Here is a 25,059-nt window from a genome sequence, read left to right on the forward strand (position 1 = left end):
GGCACGCTCGACCGCCATGAAGACCTCACGAACCGCATCCGCGCTGGCCCTGCTGGCCATCCTCGCGGTGGCCGGCTGCGGGAACGACAAAGCGCCGGTCGCGTCCGGTGACCAGAACAGCGACAAGAGCCCGCTCGCGGAGTACATGGGTGACGGGTTCACGAGCTCGTCGGGCGGCGGGTTCAAGATCGCGATGCGGGCCGGCGGCGCGCAGCAGCCGAGCGAGGAGGAGCTGGCCAAGCAGCGCAAGGTCGAGGACGCCACCGCCGCGTGTATGAAGGCGGCCGGCTTCGACTACGTCGCCGTACCGCCGGAGCAGAACGCCAAGAGCAAGTTCGCCGACGCGTTCAACCTGCCGCCGGACAAGTTCGCCCAGCAGTACGGGTACGGCATCAGCACGATCGACTGGTCCAAGGCCGGCGACGACGACACGAACCCGAACACCAAGATCCGCAACGCGCTCTCGCCGGCTGCGCAGAAGGCGTACGACAAGGCGCTGAACGGACCGAACGCGACCGGGAGCGGCACCGTCGTGATCCAGGGCGGCGGCGGCCCGTCCGACAGCGGCAACCAGGACCTGGGCTGCCGGGGCAAGGCGGTCGCGCAGGTGTACGGCAAGGGCCAGGACCGGGCCGCGAACTTCAAGAAGTTCGAGAGCCTGTTCAAGGACATCCAGGCCCTGCAGAAGCGGATCGAATCCGACCAGCGGGTCGTCGACGCGACCAGCGCCTGGTCCGACTGCATGGCCGACGCCGGGCACTCCGGGTTCACGAAGGTCGACGACCCGCGCACCAAGGTCCAGCAGAAGCTGGACGCGCTGACCGGCAACACGCCGCCGCCCAAGGGCGGTCCGTCGAAGACGATCACCGGTCCGCCGTCGTTCGACAAGGTCGACGCGGCGAAGCTGACCGAGCTCCGCAAGTTCGAGATCGACCTCGCGGTAGCGGACCAGAAGTGCAAGGCCAAGGGGTACGACGACGCCTACAAGAAGGTGCAGTACGCCGCCGAGAAGGAGTTCGTCGATCAGCACAAGGCCGAGCTCGAGGCGTACCGCGACGAGATGGCGAACCGATGACCGCTTCGCCCAAGTCCCGCCGCCGGGTCCTCGTCAGCGTGGCCGGGGTCGCCGTCGCCTCCCTCGGCGTCGGCGTGGCCGCGGGCAGCCGGATCAGCTCGCCGGAGGACGCGGCCGCAAAGACCGCGCCGCCGAAGGCCTCCCAGATCACCGTGCCGGTCGCGAAGAAGGCGCTGTCGAGCAAGGTGGTGGGCCGCGGTGATGCCTCGTTCGACGGCGCGGTGAACATCCGGGTCGAGACGAGCGGGCTCACCACGCCGGCGATCGTGACCGGAAAGGTGCCGGCGGTCGGGTCGACGCTCACCGAGGGCAAGGCACTGCTCGAGATCACCGGTCGGCCGGTGATCGGGCTGGCCGGCGTACTGCCGATGTACCGGACGCTCTCGCCTGGGAGCAAGGGACCCGACGTGCTGCAGTTGGAGCAGACGCTCGACCGGCTCGGGTTCGACCCGGGGACCGTCGATGACGAGTACACGCTCGACACCTCGGCCGCGGTCGAGCAGCTGTACGAGGAGGCCGGGTACGACGCCCCGGAGCCGGAGGAGCGGTTCACGCAGGCCGTCGACCAGGCGAAGAAGCAGGTCGACGCCGCGAAGAACCAGCTCCGGCAGGCGCAGTCCCAGCTGAAGGCGGCGAAGGCGGCAAAGGCCAAGGACACGTCCGTGCAACAGGGCGCCGTGGACGACGCGGAGGAGAACCTCGCGGACGCCGAGGATGCGGAGAGCGAGGCCAAGTTCAAGGCCGGTACGCCGCTGCCGGTGTCCGAGGTGGTCTACGTGAAGACGCTGCCGCGCCGGGTCGACGACGTGAAGGTCGAGCGTGGCGGCACGGTGAATGGCGTGGTGATGTCGGCCAGCGGTTCGTCCCTGGTCGTGACGCTCAAGGTCGACGCCGAGACGGCGCAGCGGTTGAAGGCCGGCATGGTCGCGTCACTCGATCTCGACGGTACGGCGATCGCGGCGAAGGTCCGCCGGGTCGCGAAGAACGGCAGCACGTACGACGTCGTGGTCGCGCCGAACACGTTGACCGCGAGCCAGTTGGCGCTGCTGCGGGAGGCGAACGTGCGGGTGACGATCCCGGTGAAGAGCACCAGCGGCAAGGTTCTCGCCGTACCGCTGGCCGCGCTGTCATCCGGGTCCGACGGCGGCTCGCGGGTCGAAGTACTGCGCAACGGTCAGGTGGAGCTGGTGCCGGTGACGGTCGGGCTGTCCGCGGACGGGTTCGCGCAGGTCACGCCCAAGGGCGACGCGAAGTTGTCCGACGGCGATCAGGTGGTGGTGGGCAAATGACGGCGACGGTGGTTGCGCTGCCCGCTCCGGTCGTCGAGATGATCGGCGTACGGCGGTTCTTCGAGGGACCGCCCGAAGTACGGGCGATCAACGGGGTCGATCTGACCATCGGGCAGGGGGAGTACCTGTCGATCGTCGGGCCGTCCGGGTCGGGGAAGTCGACGCTGCTGCATCTGCTCGGATTGTTGGACAACCCAACGGGTGGCGTCTACCGGCTCGACGGTGTCGACACGATGAGCCTGCGCGAGCGGCGTCGCGCCGTACTGCGCGGCGAGCGGATCGGGTTCGTGTTCCAGTCGTTCCATCTGCTCGATCACCGGACCGTGCTGGAGAACGTCGCGCTCTCGATGGTGTACGTCGGGGTGCCGCGCCGGGAGCGACTGGCCCGCGCCAGGGTCGCCTTGGAGCGCGTGGGACTGGCGCACCGGATGGAGTTCGCGCCGACCACGCTGTCCGGTGGGGAGCGGCAGCGGGTTGCGATCGCTCGGGCGCTGGTCGCGGAACCGAGCCTGCTGCTCGCGGATGAACCGACCGGCAACCTCGACAGCGCCAACGCGGAGGCGATCCTGCAAGTGTTCGACGAACTGCATTCCGAGGGGATGACGCTGGCTGTCATCACCCACGACGCCGAGGTCAGCCGCCGGGCTCAGCGGCAGGTCCGCATCGTCGACGGAACCCTCCAGTGGTAACCCAAGCAGGCCCCCCGGATCCCGCCGGCGGGCCGTCCACGTCCCGGCGACGCCGGCGGCTGAGATCTCGTCCCGCCGTACGAGATCTCCTCGACGAAGCGTTGGCCGGGGTTGCTGCCCGTCCTACCCGGCTGATCCTCACCACGCTGGGCACCGTGCTCGGTGTTGCCGCGTTGGTGGGGACGGTCGGGCTGGGGCAGACCGCAGCCGGGCAGATCACGCAGCGGTTCGACCTGGCCGCGGCGACTCGCGTGGTCGTGCAACCCGACGACAAAGACGGACAGGAAGGCGAAGCCGCGACGCAGTTGCCGTGGGACGCACCCGACCGGATCAAACGGCTGAACGGCGTCGAAGCGGTCGGCACCGTCAGTAACCTGGAGATCGGCGACGACCTGGTCCAGAACGTCACCGGCTTGGACGAAGGCGCCGGCAAGGCCCTTCAGGTGATGGCCGGGTCCGCCGGCCTGTGGGACGCCGTACGCGCGACGCTCCAGACGGGCCGGTTCTTCGACCAGGGACACGACCAGCGCGCCGACAAGGTAGTTGTCCTCGGCAAGCATGCGGCGGAGCGGCTCGGGATCAACCGGGTCGACTCGCAGCCCGCGGTGTTCATCGGTGACGAGCCGTACACGGTGATCGGCATCCTCGACTCGGTCAGCGGCCGGGCCGAACTCAACGACGCGGTGATCATGCCGAACGGCGCGGCGCGCAACGCCTACGACCTCGAGTCGCCGGACGCGGTCGAGATCCGTACGGCGGTCGGCGCGGCGCAGTTGATCGCGGAGCAGGCGCCGATCGCGATCGAGCCGAACAACCCGAGCACCTTGCGCGTCGACGCTCCGCCCAAGCAGGGCGCCGTCCGCAAGGGAGTCGAGTCCGACCTGAACGCACTGTTCCTGCTGCTCGGCGCGGTCGCGCTCCTGGTCGGCGGTCTCGGCATCGCGAATGTCACGCTGCTGTCGGTTCTGGAACGCATCTCGGAGATCGGCCTGCGACGAGCGTTGGGAGCGGCACGAAGACATATCGCCGTTCAGTTCCTGGTCGAGAGCGTGATCGTCGGATTCCTCGGCGGCCTGCTCGGTACGGCGGTGGGCGTGATCCTCACCGTGAGCGTGTCGTGGATCCGGGACTGGACGCCGATCCTCGACAACCGGCTGGCGTTCGGTTCACCCCTGCTGGGTGCGTTCATCGGTCTGGTCGCCGGCACGTATCCCGCCTGGAAGGCCTCCGCCATCCAGCCGATCACCGCGCTGCGCGGCACGTGAGCTGAGCCGCCCGTACACCAAGGCGGTCAGGGCGAAGCCGACCACGATGAACGCCAGTACGGCGTAGGACTTCCCGCTGTCGGGCAGGATCGCCGCGCCGAGTGCGGCCGCGGAGACCTGCCCGACGTTGAAGATCATGTCGTACAGCGAAAACACCCGTCCGCGGTACACGTCGTCGACACCCGTCTGCACGAGGGTGTCGACGCTGATCTTGATGCCCTGCGCGCAGAACCCGGTGAGGAACGCACCGGCCACCAGTGCGGGCTTGGTGTAGAACCCGATCGGTACGGCGCTCACGACTGCCGCGCCCACGAACAGCCAGGTGATCCACTGCCGCAGCGCCATCACGCGAGTGCCCCACGGCGTGACGAGCGCGGCGACGAACAGCCCGGCTCCGACCGCACCGGTCGCGATCGCCAGTGCACCGAACGCTTGATCGAGCTGACCAGGACCGTAGAAGTAGTTGCGGTACAGCAGGATCATCGCGACCGTCATCAGCCCGAAGAAGAACCGGAGCGAGCCGATCGCTGCCAGACCGAGCGCGGGCTGCGGGCGTGCTTTGAGGTGCCGGCCGCCGTCGATCAGACCGGACGCGATGGTCCGGAGCGCCTCACCGATGCCGGGCTCGTCGCCGTTCAGGTCCGGGCCGAGCTGGTCGCGGCGTAGCCGGAGGGCGAGCAGCGCGGCAGCCGTGTAGATGACGACTGTCAGCCCGAGGACGGTCAGATCCGAGTCGACGATCAGCTTCACCCCGGCGCCGACTCCGCCGCCGATCAGGAAGAACGCCGTACCGCTGGTCGGGGTGACTGCGTTGGCCATCACCAGTTCGTCACGCTCGACGACGTGCGGGAGACCCGCGGACAACCCGGACAGGAGGAAGCGGTTGACGCCGAGCGTGAGCAGTACGGCGACGTAGAACAGCACGCCGGCGTTGTCGGCCGCGACGATCGCTCCGACGCCGATGACCAGCACAGCGCGGGTCAGGTTCGCGGCGAACAGGATCTGCCGGCGCGACCACCGATCGAGGAGTACGCCGGTGAACGGGCCGAGGATCGAGTACGGCAGCAGCGCGACCGCGAACAGCCCGGCAATCGCTGCCGCGTCAGGCGCCCGCTCCGGCGAGAACAACACGTACGACGCCAGCGCCACCTGGAACACACCGTCGCCGAACTGCGAGGTGAGCCGCACCGCGAACAGCCGCCGGAAATCGCGACGCTGCAGCAACGTCCACAAATCCCGGAGAAACCGCACGCCTGCACTGTAACCGCACGACATGTCGAGCCCGGCCGCCTCGGTTCGACGTACTGGGTATGAACGACAATCACGCTGCCGGGACGGACATCACCGCGTCAGACACCCGGGCCTTCTACACGGAGCTGTTCGGCTGGCGCCTGCGACTGGTCGAGGAGGAGGACCAGGGCGCGGGTATCACGACGTACTTCTCTGTGCCGGACGTCGAGCTGATGCTCGTACGGGCGGAGGCGCTCGGCGCGACGGTCACCACGCCGCCGTGGACTGTGCCGGGGCTGGGCCGGATGGCTGTGATCCTGGACCCGGACGGCAACCGCGTCGGGCTCTGGCAGGATTGAGCTACTCGGTCTGGTGCAGGCGCTGGGCTGCGGTGTCGGTGCGCTGGCTGACCGGCTGAACGCCATTGACCCGGCCGAGGCCAAGGAGGGGCATGTTGCCGTAGATGGTCTCGGTGTTGCCGGCCGGTACGACGTACGTCTCGTGCCAGATGCCGACCGCGCCGCCTTTGAACGATTTGCGGAAGTACTCGACCCACGCGGGCCGATGCGTACGACCGGTGTCGCCGGCGAACGACTGGAGCTTCTCCACCGACTCCCAGTACTGGATCAACGTGATCCCACGCCAAGTCGGCAGCGTCCGGAACCCGAGCAGTCCGCTGTCCTTGTCCTTCATCAACTGCTGCAGCATTGGCCCCATCGCCCTCGCCACCGGCAGCCACTCGCGCACCTTGAACACGGAGTTGACCCGCATCCCGATCAGGAAGACGACCACCTCCCCGTCGTACGCCGCGGTCTGCCGCCCCGCGATCACGTCACCCATGTCGCCACCCCTCACCCTTTGCAAGACAGTCTCGATTCAATCCTCTGTAAAGGCCATCGATGGGCGCGCCGGAGCTGATGGCAGGAGACCGCGGAAGCGATAGGGTCGTTCTGCCGGTGTCACAGTCCGTTGTGCACCAGTTACGATGGCTCTTCAGTTCTGGGCCGCAGCGCGGATGGGAATTTCATGGCTGAATCGCAGGATGCCGACGTCGACCCGCGGATGTACGAGCAGCTGAAGCTCGACCGGCCGCACGGCGCTCGGGTGTACGACTACTTCCTGGGCGGGAAGGACAACTTCGCGATCGACCGGCAGGCCGCCGAGCACCTGCTCCAGGCGTTCCCCGGTTTCCGCACCGCCGCCCTCTCGAACCGGATGTGGATGCACCGCGCGGCCAAGTTCGCCGCCGAGCAGGGCATCACTCAGTTCCTCGACGTCGGTACCGGTATCCCGACCAGCCCGAACCTGCACGAGGTCGTCCAGGAGATCACTCCCTCGGCGCACGTGGTGTACGCCGACAACGACCCGATCGTGCTCGCGCACTCCCGCGCGCTGCTCGTCAGCAAGCCGGAAGGCAAGACGGCGTACCTCGAGGCCGACGTCACCGACCCGCAGGCAATCCTGCAGTCCGACGAGGTCAAGGAGCTGATCGACTTCAGCAAGCCGGTCGCGCTCAGCATCGTCGGTGTCTTCCACTACCTGCCCGACGCGCTGAAGCCGTACGACCTGGTTCGCCAGCTCGTCGAGCCGCTCGCCCCGGGATCGCTGCTGATCTTCTCGCACTGCACCCCGGACTTCGCGCCGGAGCTGTGGGAGCGGGCGATGGTGGTCTACAAGGCCGACGGCGGTGACGCGCAGGTCCGCTCGAAGGAAGAGGTCACCCGCTTCTTCGAGGGCACCGAGCTGATCGAGCCCGGCGTCGTGTCGCCGTTCCGGTGGTATCCGGACGAGGAGACGCAGCGTCTGGTCGACAAGGGCGAGTTCACCGACATCATGTGCAGCCTGTGGGTCGGAGTCGGCCGCAAGCCGTGACGGATGGACCGTAGCGGGTACCCTCACCACCTCGCGATCACGCTGCGGTGGAAGGACAACGACGTCTACGGTCACGTCAACAACGTCGAGTACTACAGCTTCTTCGACACCGTGATCAACGACTTCCTGATCAGGTCGGGTGGTCTCGACATTCACGGCGGTGACGTGATCGGGCTCTGCGTGGATTCGCAGTGCACGTTCAAGCAACCGCTCGAGTTCCCGGGCGTCGTGGATGCGGCGTTGCGGTGCGGTCAGCTCGGCAATTCCAGCGTGCGGTACGAGATCGCCTTGTTCCGTGAGGGATCGGACGAGCCGGCCGCGACCGGGCGGTTCGTGCACGTGTTCGTGGCGCGCGAGGATCGCCGTCCGGTGCCGGTCCCCGATCGCATCCGCGCCGCACTCGAAGGGATCAAATGATGATCGTGCGCGGCGCCGTACTGCGAGAGATGGGCCTGCCGGCGCCGTACGCATCGTCGCGTCCGTTGCGGGTCGAAGAGGTGGAGCTGGCACCGCCCGGTCCGGGCGAACTGCTCGTCCGGATCCGCGCGGCCGGTCTGTGTCACTCGGACCTCTCAGTCATCGACGGGTCCCGCCCACGTGTGATGCCGATGCTCCTGGGTCACGAGGCGACCGGCGAAGTCATCGTGTCCGAGGCTCCCGGCTTCGCACCGGGCGACGTCATCGCCTGCGCCTTCGTCCCTGCCTGCGGGTCCTGCGGCCCCTGCGCCGAAGGCCGCCCTGCCCTCTGCGAACCAGGCGCCACGGCTAATACCGCCGGCACCTTGCTGTCGGGCACGCGTCGATTGACCGACGTTCATCATCATCTGGGTGTGTCCGGGTTCGCGGATCATGCGGTGATCTCGGCGCATTCGGCTGTGAAGATCGACCCGTCTCTCCCGCCCGAGATCGCCGCTCTCTTCGGGTGCGCAGTCATGACCGGCGTCGGCGCAGTCGTGAACACAGCACAGGTTCGCGCCGGCCGCAGCGCGGTCGTCTTCGGCCTCGGCGGCGTCGGACTGTCAGCACTGCTCGGCGCTGTCCTGGTCGGAGCACATCCGATCGTCGCCGTGGACGTCGTGCCGGCGAAGCTCTCGTTGGCGCTCGATCTCGGCGCAACCGCAGTCGTCGACGCTCGCGCCGCCGACGCGGTGGAGCAGGTGCGACAGGCCACCGCGGGCGGTGCCGACTATGCCTTCGAAACCGTGGGCAGCGCGCGGGTGCTCGAGCAGGCGTACGCCGCCACCAGACGCGGCGGGACCACCGTCACGGTCGGCCTGCCGCATCCGTCGCAGTCGTTCAGCGTTCCAGCCGTCAGCCTTGTGGCGGAGGAACGCACGGTGAAGGGCTCGTACGTCGGCTCGTCGATCCCGTCCCGCGACATCCCGCGGTACGTCGCCCTGTACCGGGCCGGCCGGCTCCCGGTCGACCGGCTGCTGACCGCGACCGTCGGGCTCGACGACCTCAACCAGGCCTTCGACGACCTGGCCGCCGGCACGTCGATCCGTCAGGTATTGCTGTTCTGAAGGTTCTCCGCGGCCTTCTGGAAAGTGTCTTCGTTGCGGTCGCGCGCCTCGCTCGTGTAGTTGTCACCGAAGTAGTCGGCGGTCGGGACCGGACGGATCTCCAGCTCGCCGTCGGTGCGGCCGTCGGCCGCCACGCAGCGCCAGCCCCACTCGATCGCTTCCTCACGGGACGCCACCTCGATCAGGCAGAAACCGGCGATCAGCTCCTTGGTCTCGGTGAACGGGCCGTCGATCACCCGGCGCTGCTTGTCGTCGTCGAACCCGAGCCGGAAACCCATCGAGCTCGGCAGCAGTCCGTCACCCGCGAGCAGGACGCCCTTCTCGGCCATCTCCGCCATCACCAGACCCATCGCGGTCAGGCTCTCCTGGCTGGGCAGCTCACCCGCCTCGGACTCCTCGCTGGCCTTGAAAATCATCATGTAGCGCATCTGAGGCCCCTCCCAAGTCGGCGTTAAATACCGAGACGAATCTATACAGGGAAAGGAGCTTCGGGCAGGCTACGCACAGTGCGTGCCCACGCACGAGATGTGAGACCGCCCCGCGGAGTCCCTGAGGAGGACCCCAAGCATGCACACCCGCCCCCGCCGGATCGGTGCCCTCGCCGTAGCCGGCGCAGTTGTCTTCGGAGCCGTCGCAGTCGTCGTCAGCAACCAGGCCGACGCCCAGCAGCCCGCTCCGCTTCCCATCGACCAGTTGCTCGGCCAGGACCTGCAAGGCAAGTCCGCGCTCGGCCGGGTCCAGTCCCGGCTCGCCGAGGTCGCCGACCAGAACAAGCTGTCCACCGACCACCTGCGGCAGATTCTCGCGACGGACAGGACGGCGTGGCTCGACCGCGGCGGCAAGCTGTTCTACCGCGAGCCCGTCGCGACCGCGGCCGAGCGGAAGTCCGCAGCCGCGCCGTCTCCGCGCTGGGCTCGTGCCGCGGTCGCTGCCGCGACGGGTCCAGCTTTCGAGCTGCACAGCAAGCCTGGCTCGAGTCGGGTCATCTACCTGGACTTCGACGGTCAGACGATCACCGGCACGGCGTGGAACACCGGCGGCAAGCCGGCCACCGTGGACGTCACGCCGTACGACACCGACGGGAACCCGAACAGCTGGAGTACTGCCGAGCAGGACGTCGTACGCGATGTGTGGGCCCGGGTCGCCGAGGACTACGCGCCGTTCGACGTGGACGTGACCACGCAGGAGCCGACCGCCGCGGCGATCGACCGCACCGGGTCCTCCGACCAGCAGTACGGCACTCGTGTGCTGATCGACCCGACCACCTGGTACCAGTCCGGCTGCGGTTGCGGCGGGGTCGCGTACGTCGGCGTGTACGACAACACGAGCCAGCACTCCTACTACCAACCCGCGCTCGTGTTCACGAAGGGCGTCGGCACCGGCGCGAAGAACATCGCGGAGGCCGCGTCGCACGAGGCTGGTCACAACGTCGGGCTCTCCCACGACGGCACAGCGTCTGTCGGGTACTACGCGGGCCACGGTTCCTGGGCACCGATCATGGGCGTCGGCTACTCCAAGGCCATCAGCCAGTGGAGCAAGGGCGAGTACACCGGCGCCAACAACAAGGAAGATGACTTCGCGGTGATCGGCCAGAACGGGCTGGCGCTGCGGGCCGACGACCACGGCAACGGCACATCGGACGCCACTGCGCTGACGCTCGGAACCAGCGTGAAGGGCATCTACGCGAACGACTCGGATGTCGACACCTTCCGGATCGACCTAGCGGCCGGCACGTTCACGTTCACCGCCTCGGCGGCCGCTTCCGGAGCGGACCTGGACATCAAGCTCCAGTTGCTGAACTCGTCCGGCGCGGTCGTCGCGACCGCCGATCCGGCGTCCGGCCAGTCGAACGCGGCCACGCCGACCGGTCTGAGCGCGAGCATCAGCCGCCAGGTCACCGCGGGCCGCTACTACCTGCGGATCGAGAACACCGGGTACGGCAACCCGCTGAACACCGGCTACTCGACGTACGGCAGCCGCGGCGCCTACTCGGTCCGCGTCACTGCAAGCTGACACCCGAACCACCCGGGACCGTCGATCCCACCGAGATCGACGGCCCCGGGTTCTTGGTCCTTGCAAAGGTGAGTACGCGCGCCGACGTGAGTGCCGCGGGCAACTACACCGCGACGGCTCGGCGGGAGTGTTAGCGGTGCCGTCCAGCCGGGTACGAACTACCTGCGGATGGGCAACGTCGGCGACAGCGATCCGCTCGACACCGGCTACTCGACGTACGGCGCGTACACCCCTCAACGTTTCGCCCTCCTGATCCCTGGGGCTGGTCGGTCTCTGGCGGGCTGACCAGCCCCAGGCTGGGTTTATGCCGGAACCAGATGGTGGACTGCGAGCCGCGCCAGCGCCGCCGCCTGATCGGCGAGGACGGCGTCGTCGAACCGCACGATGCTCGAATGGTTCGACGGTGCCTCCTCCGCGGAGACGTCGTCCGGCCGCGCGCCGACCATCACGAACGTGCCGGGCACCTCCTTCAGCACCATCGAGAAATCCTCGGCCCCCATCAACGGGTTCTCCAGGCCCTGAACCCGCTCCTGTCCGAACAAGCCGGTCAGGACCTGCGAGGTCTCCGCCGTACGAGCGGCATCGTTGACGGTCACCGGGTACTGCGGGTTGAGCCGCGCGTCGACCGTGCAGCCGTGCGCGGCCGCGATCCGCTCGGCCAGCGCCGGCAGCTCGCGCGTCAACTGCGCGAGCGTTGCATCCGACAACGTCCGCACGGTCGCGCCGAGGCGGGCCGTGTTGGGGATGACGTTGATCGCGACGCCGGCCTCTAGCTGCGTCACGGTGATGACCACGGGATCGAACACGTTCACCCGTCGCGTCACATACGTCTGCAGCGCGAGCACCAACTCCGCTACCACCGGCACCGGATCAACCGTCCGATCCGGCATTGAGCCGTGCCCGCCCTTGCCTCGTACCGTGATGTGCAGCTGGTTGGAGCTGGCCATCATGGTGCCGGGACGCATCTGGAAGACGCCCTTCCCGGCCTGCGCCCAGACATGCAGCGCGTACGCCGCGATCGGCTTGTCACCCGTTGCCTGCAACAAACCTTCGCGCAGCATGTACCCCGCTCCGCCGAGGCCTTCCTCACCCGGCTGGAACATGAAGATCACGTTGCCCCGCAGCTCCTCGCGATGAGCGCTGAGCAACTGGGCCGCTCCGACCAAACCGGCTGTGTGAAGGTCGTGGCCGCAGGCATGCATGTTCCCGTTCTCCGCCGCGTACTCGAGGCCGGTCTCCTCGACCACCGGCAAGGCATCCATGTCGCCGCGCAACAAAACGGTCGGCCCGGGCGCACCGCCTCGCAGTACCGCCACCACCGAGGTCAGCTCCTTGCCTGCCGTTACCTCCAAGGGCAACCCACCAATGGCGTCGAGCACCAACGCCTGAGTCCCCGGCAGCTGCAACCCCACTTCAGGCGCGCGGTGCAAAGCCCGCCGCAACTCCACCAACCCAGCAGCTATCCCCGCACCCTCGCCGACAAACTCCACAAACGCCTCCGCTCACCACCCAACCCACCCGAACCCTCGCCACCGTACCCACCCCCCACCCCCAACCTCCCGCCCCGGTCCCGCCGCGGTCCCCGCCGATCGCGTGGGACGGTACCCCCGGTTGCTTGGGACGGTGCCAGCCGATTCCCCGCCCCGGTCCCCGCCGATCCCGACCCCGGCCCTCGCCCATCGCCTGCGACGGTGCCCGCCGATTCCGCGCCGCGGTGCCTGCCGATCGCGTGGGACGGTGCCAGCCGATCGCTTGGGACGGTGCCCGCCGATTCCCCGCCCCGGTGCCTGCCGGTCGCCTGGAAGGGTGCCCGCCGGTCCCCGCCGGTTCCCCGCCCCGGCGCCCGCCGATCGCCTGGGACGGTGCCCGCCGATCCCCCGCCGGTCCCCGCCGGTTCCCCGCCCCGGTGCCTTCCCGTCGCCTGGGACGGTGCCGGCCGAGCGCCCGCCAGTGCCCGGTCAGTCCCCGCGGGACGCGGGCGGCTGCCGGTGGGCTTGGGGTTGGTTGGCCGAGCGGCGGGGAGCCGGCGTGGTGCCGGAAGCTGGGCCCTGCGCGCTGTGGAGAGGCGGTGCCGCACCGAGGCCGGCGTCCATGCTCCTTCGGAGATCCTGGTTGGTCGACCAGTACTCCACGATGTCGTTAATCTTCGTGTTGGCCTGCTGGAACGCCTGCAGGCCCGCCAGCGCGGACATCTTCACGTCAAGAGGATCGTTGGGGTCATACCCGTGGATCGACGCGAACGCCGGCTTCATGACAGCCTCGATCTCCGCGACCGCACCGGCACGCGCCTGCGCAGGCATCACGTCGGACAGGGTCTTGTCGTACAGAAGTTCGGCAGCGACCCGGAACTTGTCCTCCGCATTCACCACCGCCATCCGCAGGATCACCTCGTCCCCGGACAGCTCGATCCGCGCACCGACAGCGTTGGCGAACCGCTCGACCGCCGGCCGATACTCGCCGTACGGCGGAGGCGTGCTGGCCTCGCTGATGCCTGGTGCGATGCGCTCCAGATCAAGCTCGTCGATGTACCTGTCCAGCAGGATCTGCGTCGCGAGTTCCGTCGTTGCCTCCTCGACAACCTCGTGCGCCGGCTGCTCCTTGTAAGCATCCATCCCGGTCGAGTGCGACGTCCCCCTCGCAGCGAGCAGGTGAATGTTCTCGTGCAGGATGACCCGGATCGCTTCTTTGTACCGCTGCAGCGTCCAGTCGCCGTGCTGCTCGCCGGCCCGGTCGAACATGGTCTGAAGCGACTCGACGATGTGCTCCGGGTGGTAACGGAGCGAGTTGTCGCGACAGGCCAGCCCCCACCACCTGCTGTCGGCCTCGAGCACATCCCAGACCCGGTTCCACGACGTGTGATCGGCCCCGGTGAGCCGCACCGCCACCTGGGCCTGCTCAGCCATCAACTGAGCGAAGCTAGCCACCACGCCTCAACCCCCAGCCAGAAGCTGGCGCGACGTCCTACCGCCTGACTCGACCTGGTTAGTGTGCGCGGGCAGCTGTCTGGCGATCCCCAGACGCTGGTACGACTTTCTGCCGCCCACCTCGGTCCGGTTAGTGTGCGCGGGCAGCTGTCCGGCGATCCCCGGACGCCGGCGCGACGTGCTGCCGTCGGCGATGAGCGGCTGGTGTGATTTCTTGCGGTCCGGGCTCGGCGACTGGTGCGACGTCGTGCCGCCGAACCTCAGACGCTGGCGTGCTGCTTTGTTGTCGGGGCTGAGTGGCTGATGTGGTGTCTTGCGGGCTGGGCTCGGCGGGTGGGGTGGCGTCGTACCGCCTGAATTCAGGCGGTGGTGTGCTGCTTTCTCGTCGGGGCTGAGTGGCTGGTGTGGTGTCTTGCGGGTCGGGGTCATCTGTCGGGGTTGGTTGCTGGGGAGCTCTCCAGCGCTTCGATCTGCATAGCCAGGGACTCGGTCAGGGCGAGAATCTGGTGTTGTTCGGTCGTCTCGGCGACCGTGTCGGCGATCTGGCCGATCTCGTCGATGCCGGCACGGAGTGCGGCGATGCGTTCAGTGGGACTGCCCTGAGCGTTGCGGGCCCGGCGGTGGACGCGGACCGCTGCCGCCATCGCGCCGGAGACCGACGGTTGCTCCATGTCGAGAACCTGGGACAGTTGGGTGACGAGCAACTCGGCCTGGCTCTGGTCGGATCGCGGCTCGACGAGCGGAACCAGGGCTCGCAAGCGCTCCACCTCGCCCGCGAGCGTGGCCGAGTCCATCGAGCGCGCGGCAGCCAGCACTTGCGCGTACTCCGCATCGAACGTCCGATAGTCCATACCTCAGTATCCCGACCTACCGGTTCGCGCCGAGGACTCCCGGGGTGCACGTCATCCATACGGTTCACGACAGCGTTCACGGGCGTAATAGGTCAGTGCGGCGGCGGGTCGGTCTCGACCTGGGTGCAGGTGGGCGGATTGGCTGGCGGATTGGGTGCGGGCGGCGGACGGGGGTGTGAGGCCGGATAGGGCTGCTTCCTGGGGTGATGGGGTGCGGCGGTTCGGGACTGGCGGCGGCAGGCTGCAGGCGTTTGCGTGGGTCAGGGTGCGATCGGCGTGGACAGGGCTGAACGTGTAGGCGGACTTGGCGGACTGGATCTCCTGGTTGAGGTGGTCGAGGAGTTGGTCGGCGGTGGAGATGGACTTTGCAGCGGCGAAGCCGGGCGCGGTGAGCTCGTAGGCGTCGAGGTGGTCGAGGCCCGCGCGGAGGATGGACTCCAAACGGGACCGGGTGTCCGCGCCGACTGGTTCAAGAGCGGGGAGGCGCGTGGAGTTGTAGACGAGCGTGACGAGCAAGGGGAACTGACCGGCCGCGGTCTGGCGGTTGAGCAGATCGATGACTTCGCCGCGGGACAGGTCGTTGCGAGACTCCAGATCGCTGGTCAGTTTGCGGACAGCCGGGACGAACGCGGCGTAGTACCCACCGGCCTGGACCGATTCGATGCCGGGGGCAACTTTGTCGACACCTAGTCGATGGATGTAGTCGTCGAGGTGATCCTGCGCCCAGGCTTCGGTGACGCCCTCCTCGAGTTCGCGGCTGCCGGGTTTGATGAACGCCTCGCGGGCGGCTTCCTGCGTTGATCCCGACGGGCCTAGGAAGTGGGCGTGTTCGTGGAGCAACGTGGCCAGGGACTCGCGGTACCGGACGAGGGTGGCGGTCGGTTGCTGCTCGCCGGCGTGCTTGTACAACTGGCGCAGCGGATCGAGGATGGTTTCGCCGTCGAGGTAGAGCGTGCCGTCCCAATGCGCGAGCCCGAGGATGGCGCCGGTGGACTCGATGATGCGACCGTTCCAAGCGGACTGGTCGGCCGAGGCGAGAACGCGTGCGGTCTCGCCACTTGCCGCCAGCAGCTCGTCGACTGAGCTGCAGGTCATGAGCGGAACGCGATCGCCAGACGAACGAGGGAGTCGGCTGTCCGGCGGAAGCGGGCTTGGTCGCGCGGGTCGTCGGCCTGCGCCGCGAGCCGGCCGAACTCGGTGATGAGCCAGTCAGCCCGGGCTCGCCGCTCGGCAATGGTCGCTGCAGCAGCCTGCTCGTGATCAGGGGTTGAGCCGAGCGTCGTACCGGATGGGTGCTCCATGAGATGTCCTCCCGAGGTGTGAAGTCGGCGGAGAACATACGGAGATCGGCCGCGAAATCAGCGGCCGATTCTGGAACTGTGGATAACTAGAACAGCGTCGGCGGTTCGGTTGCGACCGGCTCCGGGAGCGGGGCGAGCTCGGGGACGGCGGCGGCGACGGTCGCGTAGAAGTGGCGAGCGAGGTTCAGCGCCTCGACGTTGTCGGGGGTATGCAGGAAGATCGTCGGCGAGCGGCCCTCCGAGAGCCAGCGCACGACCAGGCCGACGAGATATCCCCAGCCGTCGATGGTCTCGGCCACCGAGTCGCGGCCGATGTAGCGAACGATCGGGTACGCGGTCAGGGCCCGGGTACGACGGGCCACGCGCGGCTTCTTCATCCACGCGTCGCGCTCGGCGAGGCTGGTCGGGCGCTGGGCGAAGAGCGTTCCGGTGTCGAACGGGATCCATTCGGCGTCGACGCGGGCGAGTACTCGCTCGAGGTTGGCGGCGGCTTCCGGCTCGTCGAAGAAGGAGCGGTGGCGGACCTCGACGGCGTACCGGAAGTCGCGGGGCACCTGGTGGAGGAAGGCGGCGAGCGCGCCGAGGTCGGTGGGGGAGAACGCGGGCGGGAGTTGGATCCACACGGCGTGGTTGCGTGGGCCGAGCGGCTCGATCGCGTCGAGGAAGTTGCGGAACTCGGCCTCGACGTTCGTGAGCCGTCGCTCGTGCGTGATCACCTGCGGCAGCTTCACCACGAAGCGGAAATCGGCCGGCGTCTGAGCAGCCCAGTTCTCCACGGAAGCCCGCGACGGCGTGCCGTAGAACGTCGTGTTGCTCTCAACCGCGTTGCACCAGGACGCATACGCCCGCAGCTTGTCCCGAGAAGGCTGCGGCCATGCAGGATGCGTCCACTGCGCACAACCGACATGCAGCCTCATATCGCCCGAACGTACTGCCGGCAGACATGAACCCGGGAGAACCGCGCCCGCACAGAAGCCTCGACCGAGATCGGCGCATGCATGAAGGCGGTTACCGGTTTACCCAACGGGCCCGGCGCCTCGAAGCCGTCGGTATCGTCGTGCGCCGACTTGTAGACATGGAGATACCGGAAGTTCTCCGTGAACCCCGACCGCTGGTACCAAGCGTTCGCCGACGCGTCCCCGCGCGTCCATGCATCGAGTACGCCGCCCTGCAGCCGGGGGATGACCGCGTCGAGCAGCTGCGTGGCCAAGCCACTGCGCTGGTGGTCGGGGTGTACTGCGAGCACGTCGATCGTGGCGCGGTCCGCGAAGATCTCGACGTCCATCAAGCCGACCACCACGTCGCCCTCGACAGCTACTAGGCGATGCGCCGGGTTCTCGAAGACAGGGCGATCCACAACGACGTCGTCGTAGTACTCCGTGCCGAAGAAGCTGAGCAGGCGGCATCGGAGCCAACTGGCGGCGTCGGCGTCACGGTAGTCGCGGATCTTGGTCATCCGGCGCCATGATGGCACGCCGCCCCGTCACCCGGAACTGGGCGCGGGGCGGCGCATCAGCGCAGTACAGAGGTCAGCGGTCGACCTCGCCGCGGATGAACTTCTCGACGAGGTCGCGGCAGACGTCGTCGGCGTACTGCTCCGGCGGCGACTTCATGAAGTACGACGAGGCGGACAGGATCGGGCCGCCGATGCCGCGGTCCTTGGCGATCTTTACCGCGCGGATCGCGTCGATGATGATGCCGGCCGAGTTCGGCGAGTCCCAGACCTCGAGCTTGTACTCCAGCGACAGCGGTACGTCGCCGAAGTTGCGGCCCTCGAGCCGGATGAAGGCCCACTTGCGGTCGTCCAGCCAGGCCACGTAGTCCGACGGGCCGATGTGCACGTTGCGCGGCTCGATCTCCTCGCGCAGCTGGGACGTGACGGACTGGGTCTTGCTGATCTTCTTGGACTCCAGGCGCTCGCGCTCGAGCATGTTCTTGAAGTCCATGTTGCCGCCGACGTTCAGCTGGTACGTCCGGTCCACGGTGACGCCGCGGTCCTCGAACAGCTTGGTCAGCACGCGGTGCGTGATGGTCGCGCCGATCTGCGACTTGATGTCGTCGCCGACGATCGGCACGCCGGCCGCGGTGAACTTGTCCGCCCACTCCTTGGTGCCGGCGATGAACACCGGCAGCGCGTTCACGAACGCGACCCCCGCGTCGATCGCGCACTGCGCGTAGAACTTGGCCGCCTGCTCCGAACCGACGGGCAGGTAGCAGACCAGTACGTCGACCTGAGCCTCACGCACCGCGGCGACCACGTCGACCGGGTCGGCGTCGGACTCGGTGATGGTCTCGCGGTAGTACTTGCCGAGGCCGTCGAGGGTGTGACCGCGCTGGACGGTGACGCCGGTCGGCGGCACGTCGCAGATCTTGATCGTGTTGTTCTCGCTGGCGCCGATCGCGTCGGCGAGGTCCAGACCGACCTTCTTGCCGTCGACGTCGAAGGCGGCGACGAACTCCACGTCGCGGACGTGGTAGTCGCCAAACTGGACGTGCATCAGACCGGGGACGCGCTCCTCGGGCTTCGCGTCACGGTAGTAGTGCACGCCCTGGACGAGCGAGCTGGCGCAGTTGCCGACACCGACGATCGCTACGCGGATCGAGGTCATCTGGAATCTCCTTGGGTAGGCGGTTGGTGCTGTTCAGGGGGCCGCTGTTGCCGCCGCTCGCCGTCGATCAGCTCGTTCAGCCAGCGGACCTCGCGCTCGGCCGACTCCAGGCCGTGCCGTTGCAGCTCGAGGGTGTAGGTATCGACCCGCTCCGCCGTCCGGCTCATCGCCGCCCGGAAGTTGGCCAGCCGCTCCTCCATCCGGGCCCTGCGGCCCTCGAGGATGCGCAACCGGGTGGCCGGATCGGTCCGGCCGAAGAACGAGAAGCGGACGCCGAACGTGTCGTCCTCCCAGGCCGACGGACCGGCCTCGTGCATCGCGTGCGCGAAGTAGTCCTTGCCGTCGGCGGTGATCGTGTAGACGATCTTCGGCCGGCGACCCGACTCCGGTGTCCCGGGGTCGGCCGTGATCAGGCCGTTGCGGAGCATCGCCTTCAGGCACGGGTACAACGAACCGAACGACAGCACGCGTCCCCAGCCGAACTGGGCGTTGACGCGCTTGCGGAGCTCGTAACCGTGCATCGGCGCTTCGTGCAGCAGACCGAGTACGGCGAGCTCCAGGACCCCACTGCGGTTTCCCATGAGCCACCTCCCTCGGCCTAGTTTGTCATGACCTGATGTATCGGTTCGATACATCGCTCCGCCACTGTAAGCAGAGCCGGAGCCTGTGGACAACTCTTGACAAAGGCGACCTTTGTCACCCGCCGCAAGAAACCTGTTACGTCAGCCGCCGATCCGCGTTAATCGAATGACACTCAGAGTCGCGGTATCGGAGCGGAGGGTCATGGCCGACAGCCATGCGAAGCACGCCAGGTCCGAGGTCGAAGCCGACAGCGGGCTTGCGCGGCTGGCACTGCGGTTCACCGCGTTCACGGAGAAGTGGCTGCCGGACGCGTTCGGGTTCGTCCTGGTCGGCACCTTCGTGGTGCTGCTGTTCGGGCTCGTCACCGGAGAGCCGCTGCTGAAACGCCCGGACGACCCGGCCGCGACCAAGGGTTTCGGGATGGTCGATGCGTGGGGCATCGGGTTCTGGTCGCTGATCACCTTCACCCTGCAGATGGCGATGATCATCATCGGCGGGTACGCCGTCGCGACCAGCGGACCGGTCGCCCGCCTGATCACCCGGCTGGCGCGGATCCCGAAGGAGCCGCGGAGCGCGGTCGCGTTCGTCGCCGCGATCGCGATGCTGGCGTCGTACCTGAACTGGGCCTTCAGCCTGATCTTCGCGGCGATCCTGGCGCGCGAGGTCGCGCGAAACGTGCCGAAGGCCGATTACCGCGCGCTCGGAGCGATGGCGTTCCTCGGCCTCGGGACCGTGTGGGCGCAAGGGCTGTCCGGCTCGGCCGCGCTCCAGGTGGCGAGTGCGAGCAGCAGTCCGCCGCCGGTGCAAGACGTCATCAAGGCCGGCGGGCACGCCAGCGGTCTGATCCCGCTCAGCGACACCATCTTCACCTGGCAGGCGATCGTCGCGACGCTGATCGTGTACGTCGTCGGCGTCGCGATGGCCTGGTTCATCGCACCGGGTGAAGGCAATTCGCGGACGGCGGAGCAGTTGGGTATCGAGCTCAAACCGCTGATCGGTCGAGGATCGCCGTACAACGGGAAGCAGGGCAACGGTCTGCGTCAGGAGACGCAGAGGCCAGGTGACTGGCTCGAGCACTCACCGCTGTTCAGTCTGCTGATCGTTTTGCTCGGCGCGGTCTATCTGGTCCGCTACTTCAGCGGGAAGAGCTTCTTCAACGCGCTCGACCTCAACACGGTCAACCTGATCCTGTTCCTGGTCGCACTGCTCCTGCACTGGCGGCCCTGGCGGATGGCTCGCGCCGTCCGTGACGGCGCCCCGGCGTCTGCCGGCGTACTGCTCCAATTTCCCTTGTACGGCGGCATCTTCGGCATGATCGCGTACACCGGGATCGCCGGGCGGCTGGCCGGCTGGTTGGTGCAGGCGAGCAACCAGTTCCTGTTCCCGCCGCTGGTCGCGATCTACTCGTGCGTCCTCGGCATCTTCGTGCCGAGCGGTGGGAGCAAGTGGGTGATCGAGGCGCCGTACGTGCTGCAGGCGGCGAACGAGCTGAAGGTCGACGCGGGCTGGATGGTCGTGGTGTACGACCTCGGTGAGGCGAGCGCGAACCTGTTGCAGCCGTTCTGGATACTGCCGACGCTCGCGATCCTCGGACTGAAGGCGCGCGACATCATGGGCTACACGTTCACGATGTTCCTGGCCTGCTTCCCGGCCGCCCTGATCGCCGTGACGCTGCTGGCACCCCACGTGACCTCGTGAGAGGCGCGTCACAACCTGCATCGGGAAGCAAACCTTCCAACGATGCAAGGCGTCAGCGGATGGGGCCCGGTGGACCGTTTTCACTTGGACGCCTCGTGGTTGCTAGCATCCGGAGCGGATTCGGGCGCGTTACCACACCCACCGTAGTCTGTGGGGCAATGACTCCAGCCAGATCGTCGAGGATTGCAGCGTGAGTGAAGCTCGTAGGAAGGCCGCTCCGGCCCGCCGTCGGCAGAAGCGGCACTGGGCGGTCCGCATTCTCGGCTGGCTCGCGGCGCTCATGTTCCTCGGCATCATCGGCGCGGTCGCGACCTTCTTCATCGTCTACCAGACGACGAAGATCCCCGACCCGAACAAAGAGTTCGCCACCAACACGACCACGGTGACGTTCGCCGATCAGCGAAACAGTCTGGGTAGCTTCTTCGACCAGAACCGGCACTCGGTGCCGCTGGCGCAGATCCCGAAGAGCGTCCAGGACTCGGTGATCGCGGCCGAGGACCGGACCTTCTGGACCAACCCGGGCATCTCGCCGCAGGGCATGGTCCGGGCCGCGGTGAACATCGCCCGCGGTGAACAGTTGCAGGGTGGTTCGACGATCACCCAGCAGTACGTCAAGGTCATGTACCTGACCCAGGAGCGGACGGTCGGCCGCAAGCTCAAGGAACTCTTCATCGCGACCAAGCTGGGCCGGCAGCAGGACAAGAGCAAGACGCTCGAGGGCTACCTGAACACGGTCTACTTCGGCGAGGGCGCCTACGGCATCTCTGCTGCGGGTGACGCCTACTTCACCCAGCCGGACCCGCGCAAGCTGAGCATCCAGCAGTCCGCCCTGCTCGCGACAGTGCTGAACAACCCGTCGCTGTTCGATGTCACCGATCCCGATCCGCGGACCAAGAAGCGGATCATCGAGCGCTACCACTACGTCCTCAACGGTATGCAGCAGATGGGGACGATCACCGCAGCCCAGGAGCAGCAGTACGGCAGGGCGCTGCCGCCGCTCAAGATGAAGAAGAAGAGCAGCCGGTACGCGGGTCCGAACGGCTTCCTGCTGGACATGGCTCGCAAAGAGCTGGGGAAACTCGGTTTCGACGAGGACGCGATCACCGGCGGCGGCCTGAAGGTGACGACGACCTTCAACTATCAGCAGCAGAAGAAGATCCTCATCGCCGCGAAGAACGAGCTGCCGGAGAAGCGCGGCGGCCTGCACGTCGGGATGGCCGCAGTACAGCCGGGCACAGGTCAGCTGCTCGCGATGTACGGCGGGCCGGACTTCCTGAAGAGTCAGCTGAACTGGGCGACCACCAAGGCCCGGCCGGGTTCGTCCTTCAAGCCGTTCGCGCTCGCCGCGGCGCTCGAGGATGGCAAGTCGATCTACGACATTTTCCAGGGCGACAGCCCGATCACGATCCAGGGCCAGAAGTTCGGCAACGAACTCAGCACCGACTACGGCGACGTCACGCTGCTGAAGGCGACCGAGGAGTCGATCAACACCGCGTTCTACGACCTGGTCGACAACAAAATGGACAACGGGCCGGAGAAGGTCACGGCCGCGGCCGAAGCGGCGGGGATCCCGGCCTCGAAGACCCTCGAGGACGACAAGGCAAACCCGTCCACGGTGCTCGGCCCGGATGCGTACGCCTCACCGGTCGACATGGCGAACGCCTACGCGACGTTCGCGGCCGGAGGAAAGTACACACCGCTGCACGTGATCAAGGAAGTACGCGGCCCGGACGGTAAGGTGCTGTGGTCGGACGCGAAGATCCTGAAGCAGCAGCAGAAGCAGGCGTTCCCGCCGGAGATCGCCAACATGGTGAACTACGTGCTGCAGAAGGTAGTGACGGATGGCACCGGAACCGGCGCCAAGGATCTCGACCGTCCGGTCGCCGGCAAGACCGGCACCGCCGGTGGCGTCGCGGTGGAGGACCGGGCCGAGAACCAGAAGTGCGGTGGCTGTAAGGACGGTTCGGCGACCCTGACGTCGTGGTGGAGCGCCTACACCCCGCAGTTGTCGACCTCCGTGCTGTACCGAGCCGGCGCCAGTGGCGAGTCGGACCTCGACCCCTACAGCGACGACCCGGCCTTCTTCGGTGGCAACTGGCCGCTGAAGACCTGGCTGGCGTTCATGAAGGCAGCCCTCGACGGTGTGCCGCAGGCCGACTTCGTCGCGCCTGACGACGACCAGGTCAAGGACACCACCACGCCGACGTACACGCCGCCGCCCAGTACGCCGACGAATACGCCGACCAACACGCCGCCGCCCAATACTCCGCCGCCGAACACGCCGCCTCCGTCGACGCCGCCGCCGAACACTCCGACGAATACGCCGACGAAGACGAAGCCCACCAAGCCGACCAACACTCCAGGCTGGCCGTCGCTGCCGACCGGCGGCCCGACGAGCCAACCGACGAAGACTCCGCAGAAACCCGGCGGCGGTCAATAGCTACCGACGACGGCACCCACCCGGGTGCCGTCGTCGTTTGTCAGCTAGGTCCCGATCTGGGAGACGATAGAGGCGTGACTCGGGCGGACTGTGGTGTGTGGTGGTGTGCGCGTGTTTGAGCGCACGGCTGCCGGTGACCCCAAGCCGGGGCGGGCTCGGCGGGCCCGGGTGGATGGCGTCGGCTGGCAGCGGTGGATGCCGACGACCCAGGCCCGCGAGGTGCTGGGGTGGTGGCTGGTCAGCCGGATCGCTCTGTTCGTGCTGTCGGTCTCGGCGCCGCTGCTGTTCAACCGGGGCAACGACTACCCGAATGTCTGGCATGCCTGGCTGCAGTGGGACGTCTGGCACCTGAAGGCGGTCGCCGAGTTCGGCTACAACCACGGGGAGCCGTCCGGCGCCCCGCTGGCCGCGTTCTTCCCGGGCTTCCCGTTGCTGGTCCGACTGGTCAGCTACACCGGCATCGGGTACGTCGGCGCCGGCATCGTGGTGTCCGCGGTCGCCAGTGCGTTCGCGGGCGTGTACCTGGCGCGGCTGGCGCAGTACGAGTTCCCGGAGCTGAAGGGCATCGGCCCGAACGCGGCAATGTTCTGGTACTGCGCTCCGGTCGGCGTGTTCCTGGCGGCGGGGTACACCGAGGCACTGTTTTGCGCGTTCGCGTTCCCTGCGTGGCTGGCCGCGCGGCAGGGGCGTTGGGCGCGCGCGGCCGTCTTCGTCGCGCTCGCGTCGACAGTGCGCGTGTCCGGGATCTTCTTGATCTTCGCGTTGCTGGTCGAGTTCGTCACCTCGAAGAAGCGTGACTGGCTGTCGCTGCCCTGGTTGGCGTTGCCCGCGGTACCGGTGCTCGGGTTCATGGCGTACCTGAAGCAGATCCACGGCTCGTGGTTCGCCTGGCAGGAGGCGCAGGAGAAGGGCTGGGCGCGCGAGTTCACCTGGCCGTGGATCTCGCTCGAGCACACGTTCCAGGCCGCCAGCAAGGGCCACTTCTCGCCGGACCGCAGCGACTGGACCTGGATGTTCCGCGCGGAGCTGGTCGCGCTGTTCGTCCTGCTGCTGCTTCTCGTCTGGCTGTTCTGGCGCCGGTCCTGGGGTGAGGCCGCCTGGGTCGCCGCGACAGTCGGCGCATTCTGTACGTCGTTCTGGATCTACTCGCTCACCCGGGCCACTCTGCTCATGTGGCCGCTGTGGATCGGCCTGGCCGTCCTGGCGCGGCGGAGACCGTGGATCGGCCGTCTCTACCTGGCCGTGGCCATACCGTTGGCTGCCATCTGGGCGGCAGGCTTCTTCACCGGCCGCTGGTCCGGCTGAGTAGTTCTGCTCAGGCGCTCCCCGCGCTGCGTCCTTAGCGTGATTCCATGGATGGCCGGACGATCGGCAGGGTCACGGTGCAGGCGGCCTTCGTCGGTGTGGTGGCAGGTGTCGCGTACGCGGCGATGCGGCAGGTCGGCGCCCCGCTCTGCGCTCCCACGGCGGTGAGCTGTACTGCGGAGACCGGCGGCGCTCTGTTCGCCGTACAGCTCGGCGGTGTGGCGACCGCGCTGGCGCTGCCGGTGCTGGCGCTGCGGGCCGGGCTCGGATGGGCGTTCGCGGTGGTCGCCACGGCCGGAATCGTGGCCGTGAATGTGGTCTGGTTCCTGACAATGTCCGACATGTGGACTGTTTTGCGGTGAGGCAACCCTCGGGAGGGTTCGAGCGTCGTTA

General features: G+C 67.7%; 25 protein-coding genes. 13 read left to right on the plus strand and 12 right to left on the minus strand.

The window, feature by feature from the left end; all coding sequences use genetic code 11:
* The first annotated feature begins 16 nt into the window (after nucleotides 1-16).
* From EV653_RS27210 to EV653_RS27225, 4 genes are read left to right on the plus strand one after another with little or no spacing between them, the layout of a single operon-like run.
* Nucleotides 17-1,075, plus strand: a complete 1,059-nt coding sequence (locus EV653_RS27210) for a hypothetical protein (RefSeq protein ID WP_134106488.1) — start codon at nucleotides 17-19, stop codon at nucleotides 1,073-1,075.
* Entirely contained in the window at nucleotides 1,072-2,364 is a 1,293-nt protein-coding gene (locus EV653_RS27215) for a peptidoglycan-binding protein (protein WP_134106489.1), read from the plus strand. The genes EV653_RS27210 and EV653_RS27215 overlap by 4 nt, the downstream gene beginning before the upstream one ends.
* The gene (locus EV653_RS27220; protein WP_134106490.1) at nucleotides 2,361-3,053 is read left to right on the plus strand and encodes an ABC transporter ATP-binding protein; all 693 of its coding nucleotides are present in this window, start codon (nucleotides 2,361-2,363) and stop codon (nucleotides 3,051-3,053) included. Before EV653_RS27215 ends, EV653_RS27220 begins: the two co-directional genes overlap by 4 nt.
* Entirely contained in the window at nucleotides 3,047-4,318 is a 1,272-nt protein-coding gene (locus EV653_RS27225) for an ABC transporter permease (RefSeq protein ID WP_238160130.1), read from the plus strand. Before EV653_RS27220 ends, EV653_RS27225 begins: the two co-directional genes overlap by 7 nt.
* Here EV653_RS27225 and EV653_RS27230 read toward each other — a convergent pair.
* Nucleotides 4,220-5,569: an MFS transporter gene (locus EV653_RS27230; protein WP_166679571.1), complete on the minus strand. Its 1,350-nt coding sequence runs from the start codon at nucleotides 5,567-5,569 to the stop codon at nucleotides 4,220-4,222. The two genes, EV653_RS27225 and EV653_RS27230, sit on opposite strands and share 99 nt — an antisense overlap.
* Before the next feature lie 59 nt (nucleotides 5,570-5,628).
* On the opposite strand from EV653_RS27230, the gene EV653_RS27235 reads away from it, so the two are divergent.
* Nucleotides 5,629-5,907 (plus strand): VOC family protein, encoded by a 279-nt coding sequence (locus EV653_RS27235; RefSeq protein ID WP_134106492.1) that lies wholly within the window; start codon nucleotides 5,629-5,631, stop codon nucleotides 5,905-5,907.
* A 1-nt stretch (nucleotide 5,908) separates the two neighbouring features.
* Here EV653_RS27235 and EV653_RS27240 read toward each other — a convergent pair whose 3' ends face one another.
* Entirely contained in the window at nucleotides 5,909-6,388 is a 480-nt protein-coding gene (locus EV653_RS27240; protein ID WP_134106493.1) for a DUF4188 domain-containing protein, read from the minus strand.
* A 186-nt stretch (nucleotides 6,389-6,574) separates the two neighbouring features.
* Between EV653_RS27240 and EV653_RS27245 the strand changes: the two genes are divergently transcribed.
* From EV653_RS27245 to EV653_RS27255, 3 genes are read left to right on the plus strand one after another with little or no spacing between them, the layout of a single operon-like run.
* A complete protein-coding gene (locus EV653_RS27245; RefSeq protein WP_238160132.1) occupies nucleotides 6,575-7,420 on the plus strand; it encodes an SAM-dependent methyltransferase in 846 nt (281 codons plus the stop codon).
* Between the two features lie 3 nt (nucleotides 7,421-7,423).
* On the plus strand, nucleotides 7,424-7,837 hold the full coding sequence (locus EV653_RS27250) for an acyl-CoA thioesterase (RefSeq protein WP_134106494.1): 414 nt from the start codon (nucleotides 7,424-7,426) through the stop codon (nucleotides 7,835-7,837).
* Nucleotides 7,837-8,943 carry a zinc-dependent alcohol dehydrogenase family protein gene (locus tag EV653_RS27255; protein WP_134106495.1) on the plus strand — a complete coding sequence of 369 codons (1,107 nt, stop codon included), beginning with the start codon at nucleotides 7,837-7,839 and terminating at the stop codon, nucleotides 8,941-8,943. Before EV653_RS27250 ends, EV653_RS27255 begins: the two co-directional genes overlap by 1 nt.
* Here EV653_RS27255 and EV653_RS27260 read toward each other — a convergent pair.
* A complete protein-coding gene (locus EV653_RS27260) occupies nucleotides 8,925-9,362 on the minus strand; it encodes a YciI family protein (protein ID WP_238160134.1) in 438 nt (145 codons plus the stop codon). The genes EV653_RS27255 and EV653_RS27260 overlap by 19 nt on opposite strands.
* 148 nt (nucleotides 9,363-9,510) lie before the next feature.
* On the opposite strand from EV653_RS27260, the gene EV653_RS27265 reads away from it, so the two are divergent.
* Entirely contained in the window at nucleotides 9,511-10,956 is a 1,446-nt protein-coding gene (locus EV653_RS27265; protein ID WP_134106497.1) for a pre-peptidase C-terminal domain-containing protein, read from the plus strand.
* Between the two features lie 302 nt (nucleotides 10,957-11,258).
* On the opposite strand, the gene EV653_RS27270 is transcribed toward EV653_RS27265, so the two are convergent.
* From EV653_RS27270 to EV653_RS27310, 9 genes are all read right to left on the minus strand, one after another.
* Nucleotides 11,259-12,446 carry a M20 metallopeptidase family protein gene (locus EV653_RS27270; RefSeq protein ID WP_134106498.1) on the minus strand — a complete coding sequence of 396 codons (1,188 nt, stop codon included), beginning with the start codon at nucleotides 12,444-12,446 and terminating at the stop codon, nucleotides 11,259-11,261.
* Nucleotides 12,447-12,914: 468 nt separating this feature from the next.
* Nucleotides 12,915-13,859 (minus strand): hypothetical protein, encoded by a 945-nt coding sequence (locus EV653_RS27275; RefSeq protein ID WP_134106499.1) that lies wholly within the window; start codon nucleotides 13,857-13,859, stop codon nucleotides 12,915-12,917.
* A gap of 446 nt (nucleotides 13,860-14,305) precedes the next feature.
* Nucleotides 14,306-14,731: a hypothetical protein gene (locus EV653_RS27280; RefSeq protein ID WP_134106500.1), complete on the minus strand. Its 426-nt coding sequence runs from the start codon at nucleotides 14,729-14,731 to the stop codon at nucleotides 14,306-14,308.
* Nucleotides 14,732-14,782: 51 nt separating this feature from the next.
* Entirely contained in the window at nucleotides 14,783-15,826 is a 1,044-nt protein-coding gene (locus EV653_RS27285; protein ID WP_134106501.1) for a hypothetical protein, read from the minus strand.
* Entirely contained in the window at nucleotides 15,823-16,032 is a 210-nt protein-coding gene (locus tag EV653_RS27290) for a hypothetical protein (protein WP_134106502.1), read from the minus strand. The genes EV653_RS27285 and EV653_RS27290 overlap by 4 nt, the downstream gene beginning before the upstream one ends.
* Before the next feature lie 86 nt (nucleotides 16,033-16,118).
* A complete protein-coding gene (locus EV653_RS27295; RefSeq protein ID WP_134106503.1) occupies nucleotides 16,119-16,949 on the minus strand; it encodes a DUF72 domain-containing protein in 831 nt (276 codons plus the stop codon).
* Complete coding sequence (locus EV653_RS27300) at nucleotides 16,946-17,488, minus strand: GNAT family N-acetyltransferase (RefSeq protein WP_134106504.1); 543 nt, start codon at nucleotides 17,486-17,488, stop codon at nucleotides 16,946-16,948. The genes EV653_RS27295 and EV653_RS27300 overlap by 4 nt, the downstream gene beginning before the upstream one ends.
* A 73-nt stretch (nucleotides 17,489-17,561) precedes the next feature.
* Nucleotides 17,562-18,641 carry an inositol-3-phosphate synthase gene (locus EV653_RS27305; RefSeq protein ID WP_134106505.1) on the minus strand — a complete coding sequence of 360 codons (1,080 nt, stop codon included), beginning with the start codon at nucleotides 18,639-18,641 and terminating at the stop codon, nucleotides 17,562-17,564.
* Nucleotides 18,638-19,222 (minus strand): PadR family transcriptional regulator, encoded by a 585-nt coding sequence (locus EV653_RS27310; protein ID WP_134106506.1) that lies wholly within the window; start codon nucleotides 19,220-19,222, stop codon nucleotides 18,638-18,640. Before EV653_RS27310 ends, EV653_RS27305 begins: the two co-directional genes overlap by 4 nt.
* Before the next feature lie 202 nt (nucleotides 19,223-19,424).
* Here EV653_RS27310 and EV653_RS27315 point away from each other — a divergent pair, with 202 nt between their 5' ends.
* The 4 genes from EV653_RS27315 to EV653_RS27330 all read left to right on the plus strand — a co-directional run bounded on the left by EV653_RS27315 (nucleotide 19,425) and on the right by EV653_RS27330 (nucleotide 25,028).
* Nucleotides 19,425-20,921, plus strand: a complete 1,497-nt coding sequence (locus EV653_RS27315; protein ID WP_134106507.1) for a short-chain fatty acid transporter — start codon at nucleotides 19,425-19,427, stop codon at nucleotides 20,919-20,921.
* Between the two features lie 190 nt (nucleotides 20,922-21,111).
* Nucleotides 21,112-23,361: a transglycosylase domain-containing protein gene (locus tag EV653_RS27320; RefSeq protein ID WP_134106508.1), complete on the plus strand. Its 2,250-nt coding sequence runs from the start codon at nucleotides 21,112-21,114 to the stop codon at nucleotides 23,359-23,361.
* Nucleotides 23,362-23,472: 111 nt separating this feature from the next.
* A complete protein-coding gene (locus EV653_RS27325; protein WP_238160136.1) occupies nucleotides 23,473-24,666 on the plus strand; it encodes a mannosyltransferase family protein in 1,194 nt (397 codons plus the stop codon).
* A gap of 47 nt (nucleotides 24,667-24,713) precedes the next feature.
* Nucleotides 24,714-25,028 (plus strand): hypothetical protein, encoded by a 315-nt coding sequence (locus EV653_RS27330; RefSeq protein WP_134106509.1) that lies wholly within the window; start codon nucleotides 24,714-24,716, stop codon nucleotides 25,026-25,028.
* Nucleotides 25,029-25,059: the final 31 nt, after the last annotated feature.

The sequence above is a fragment of the Kribbella pratensis genome (assembly GCF_004365355.1).
Lineage (GTDB): Bacteria > Actinomycetota > Actinomycetes > Propionibacteriales > Kribbellaceae > Kribbella.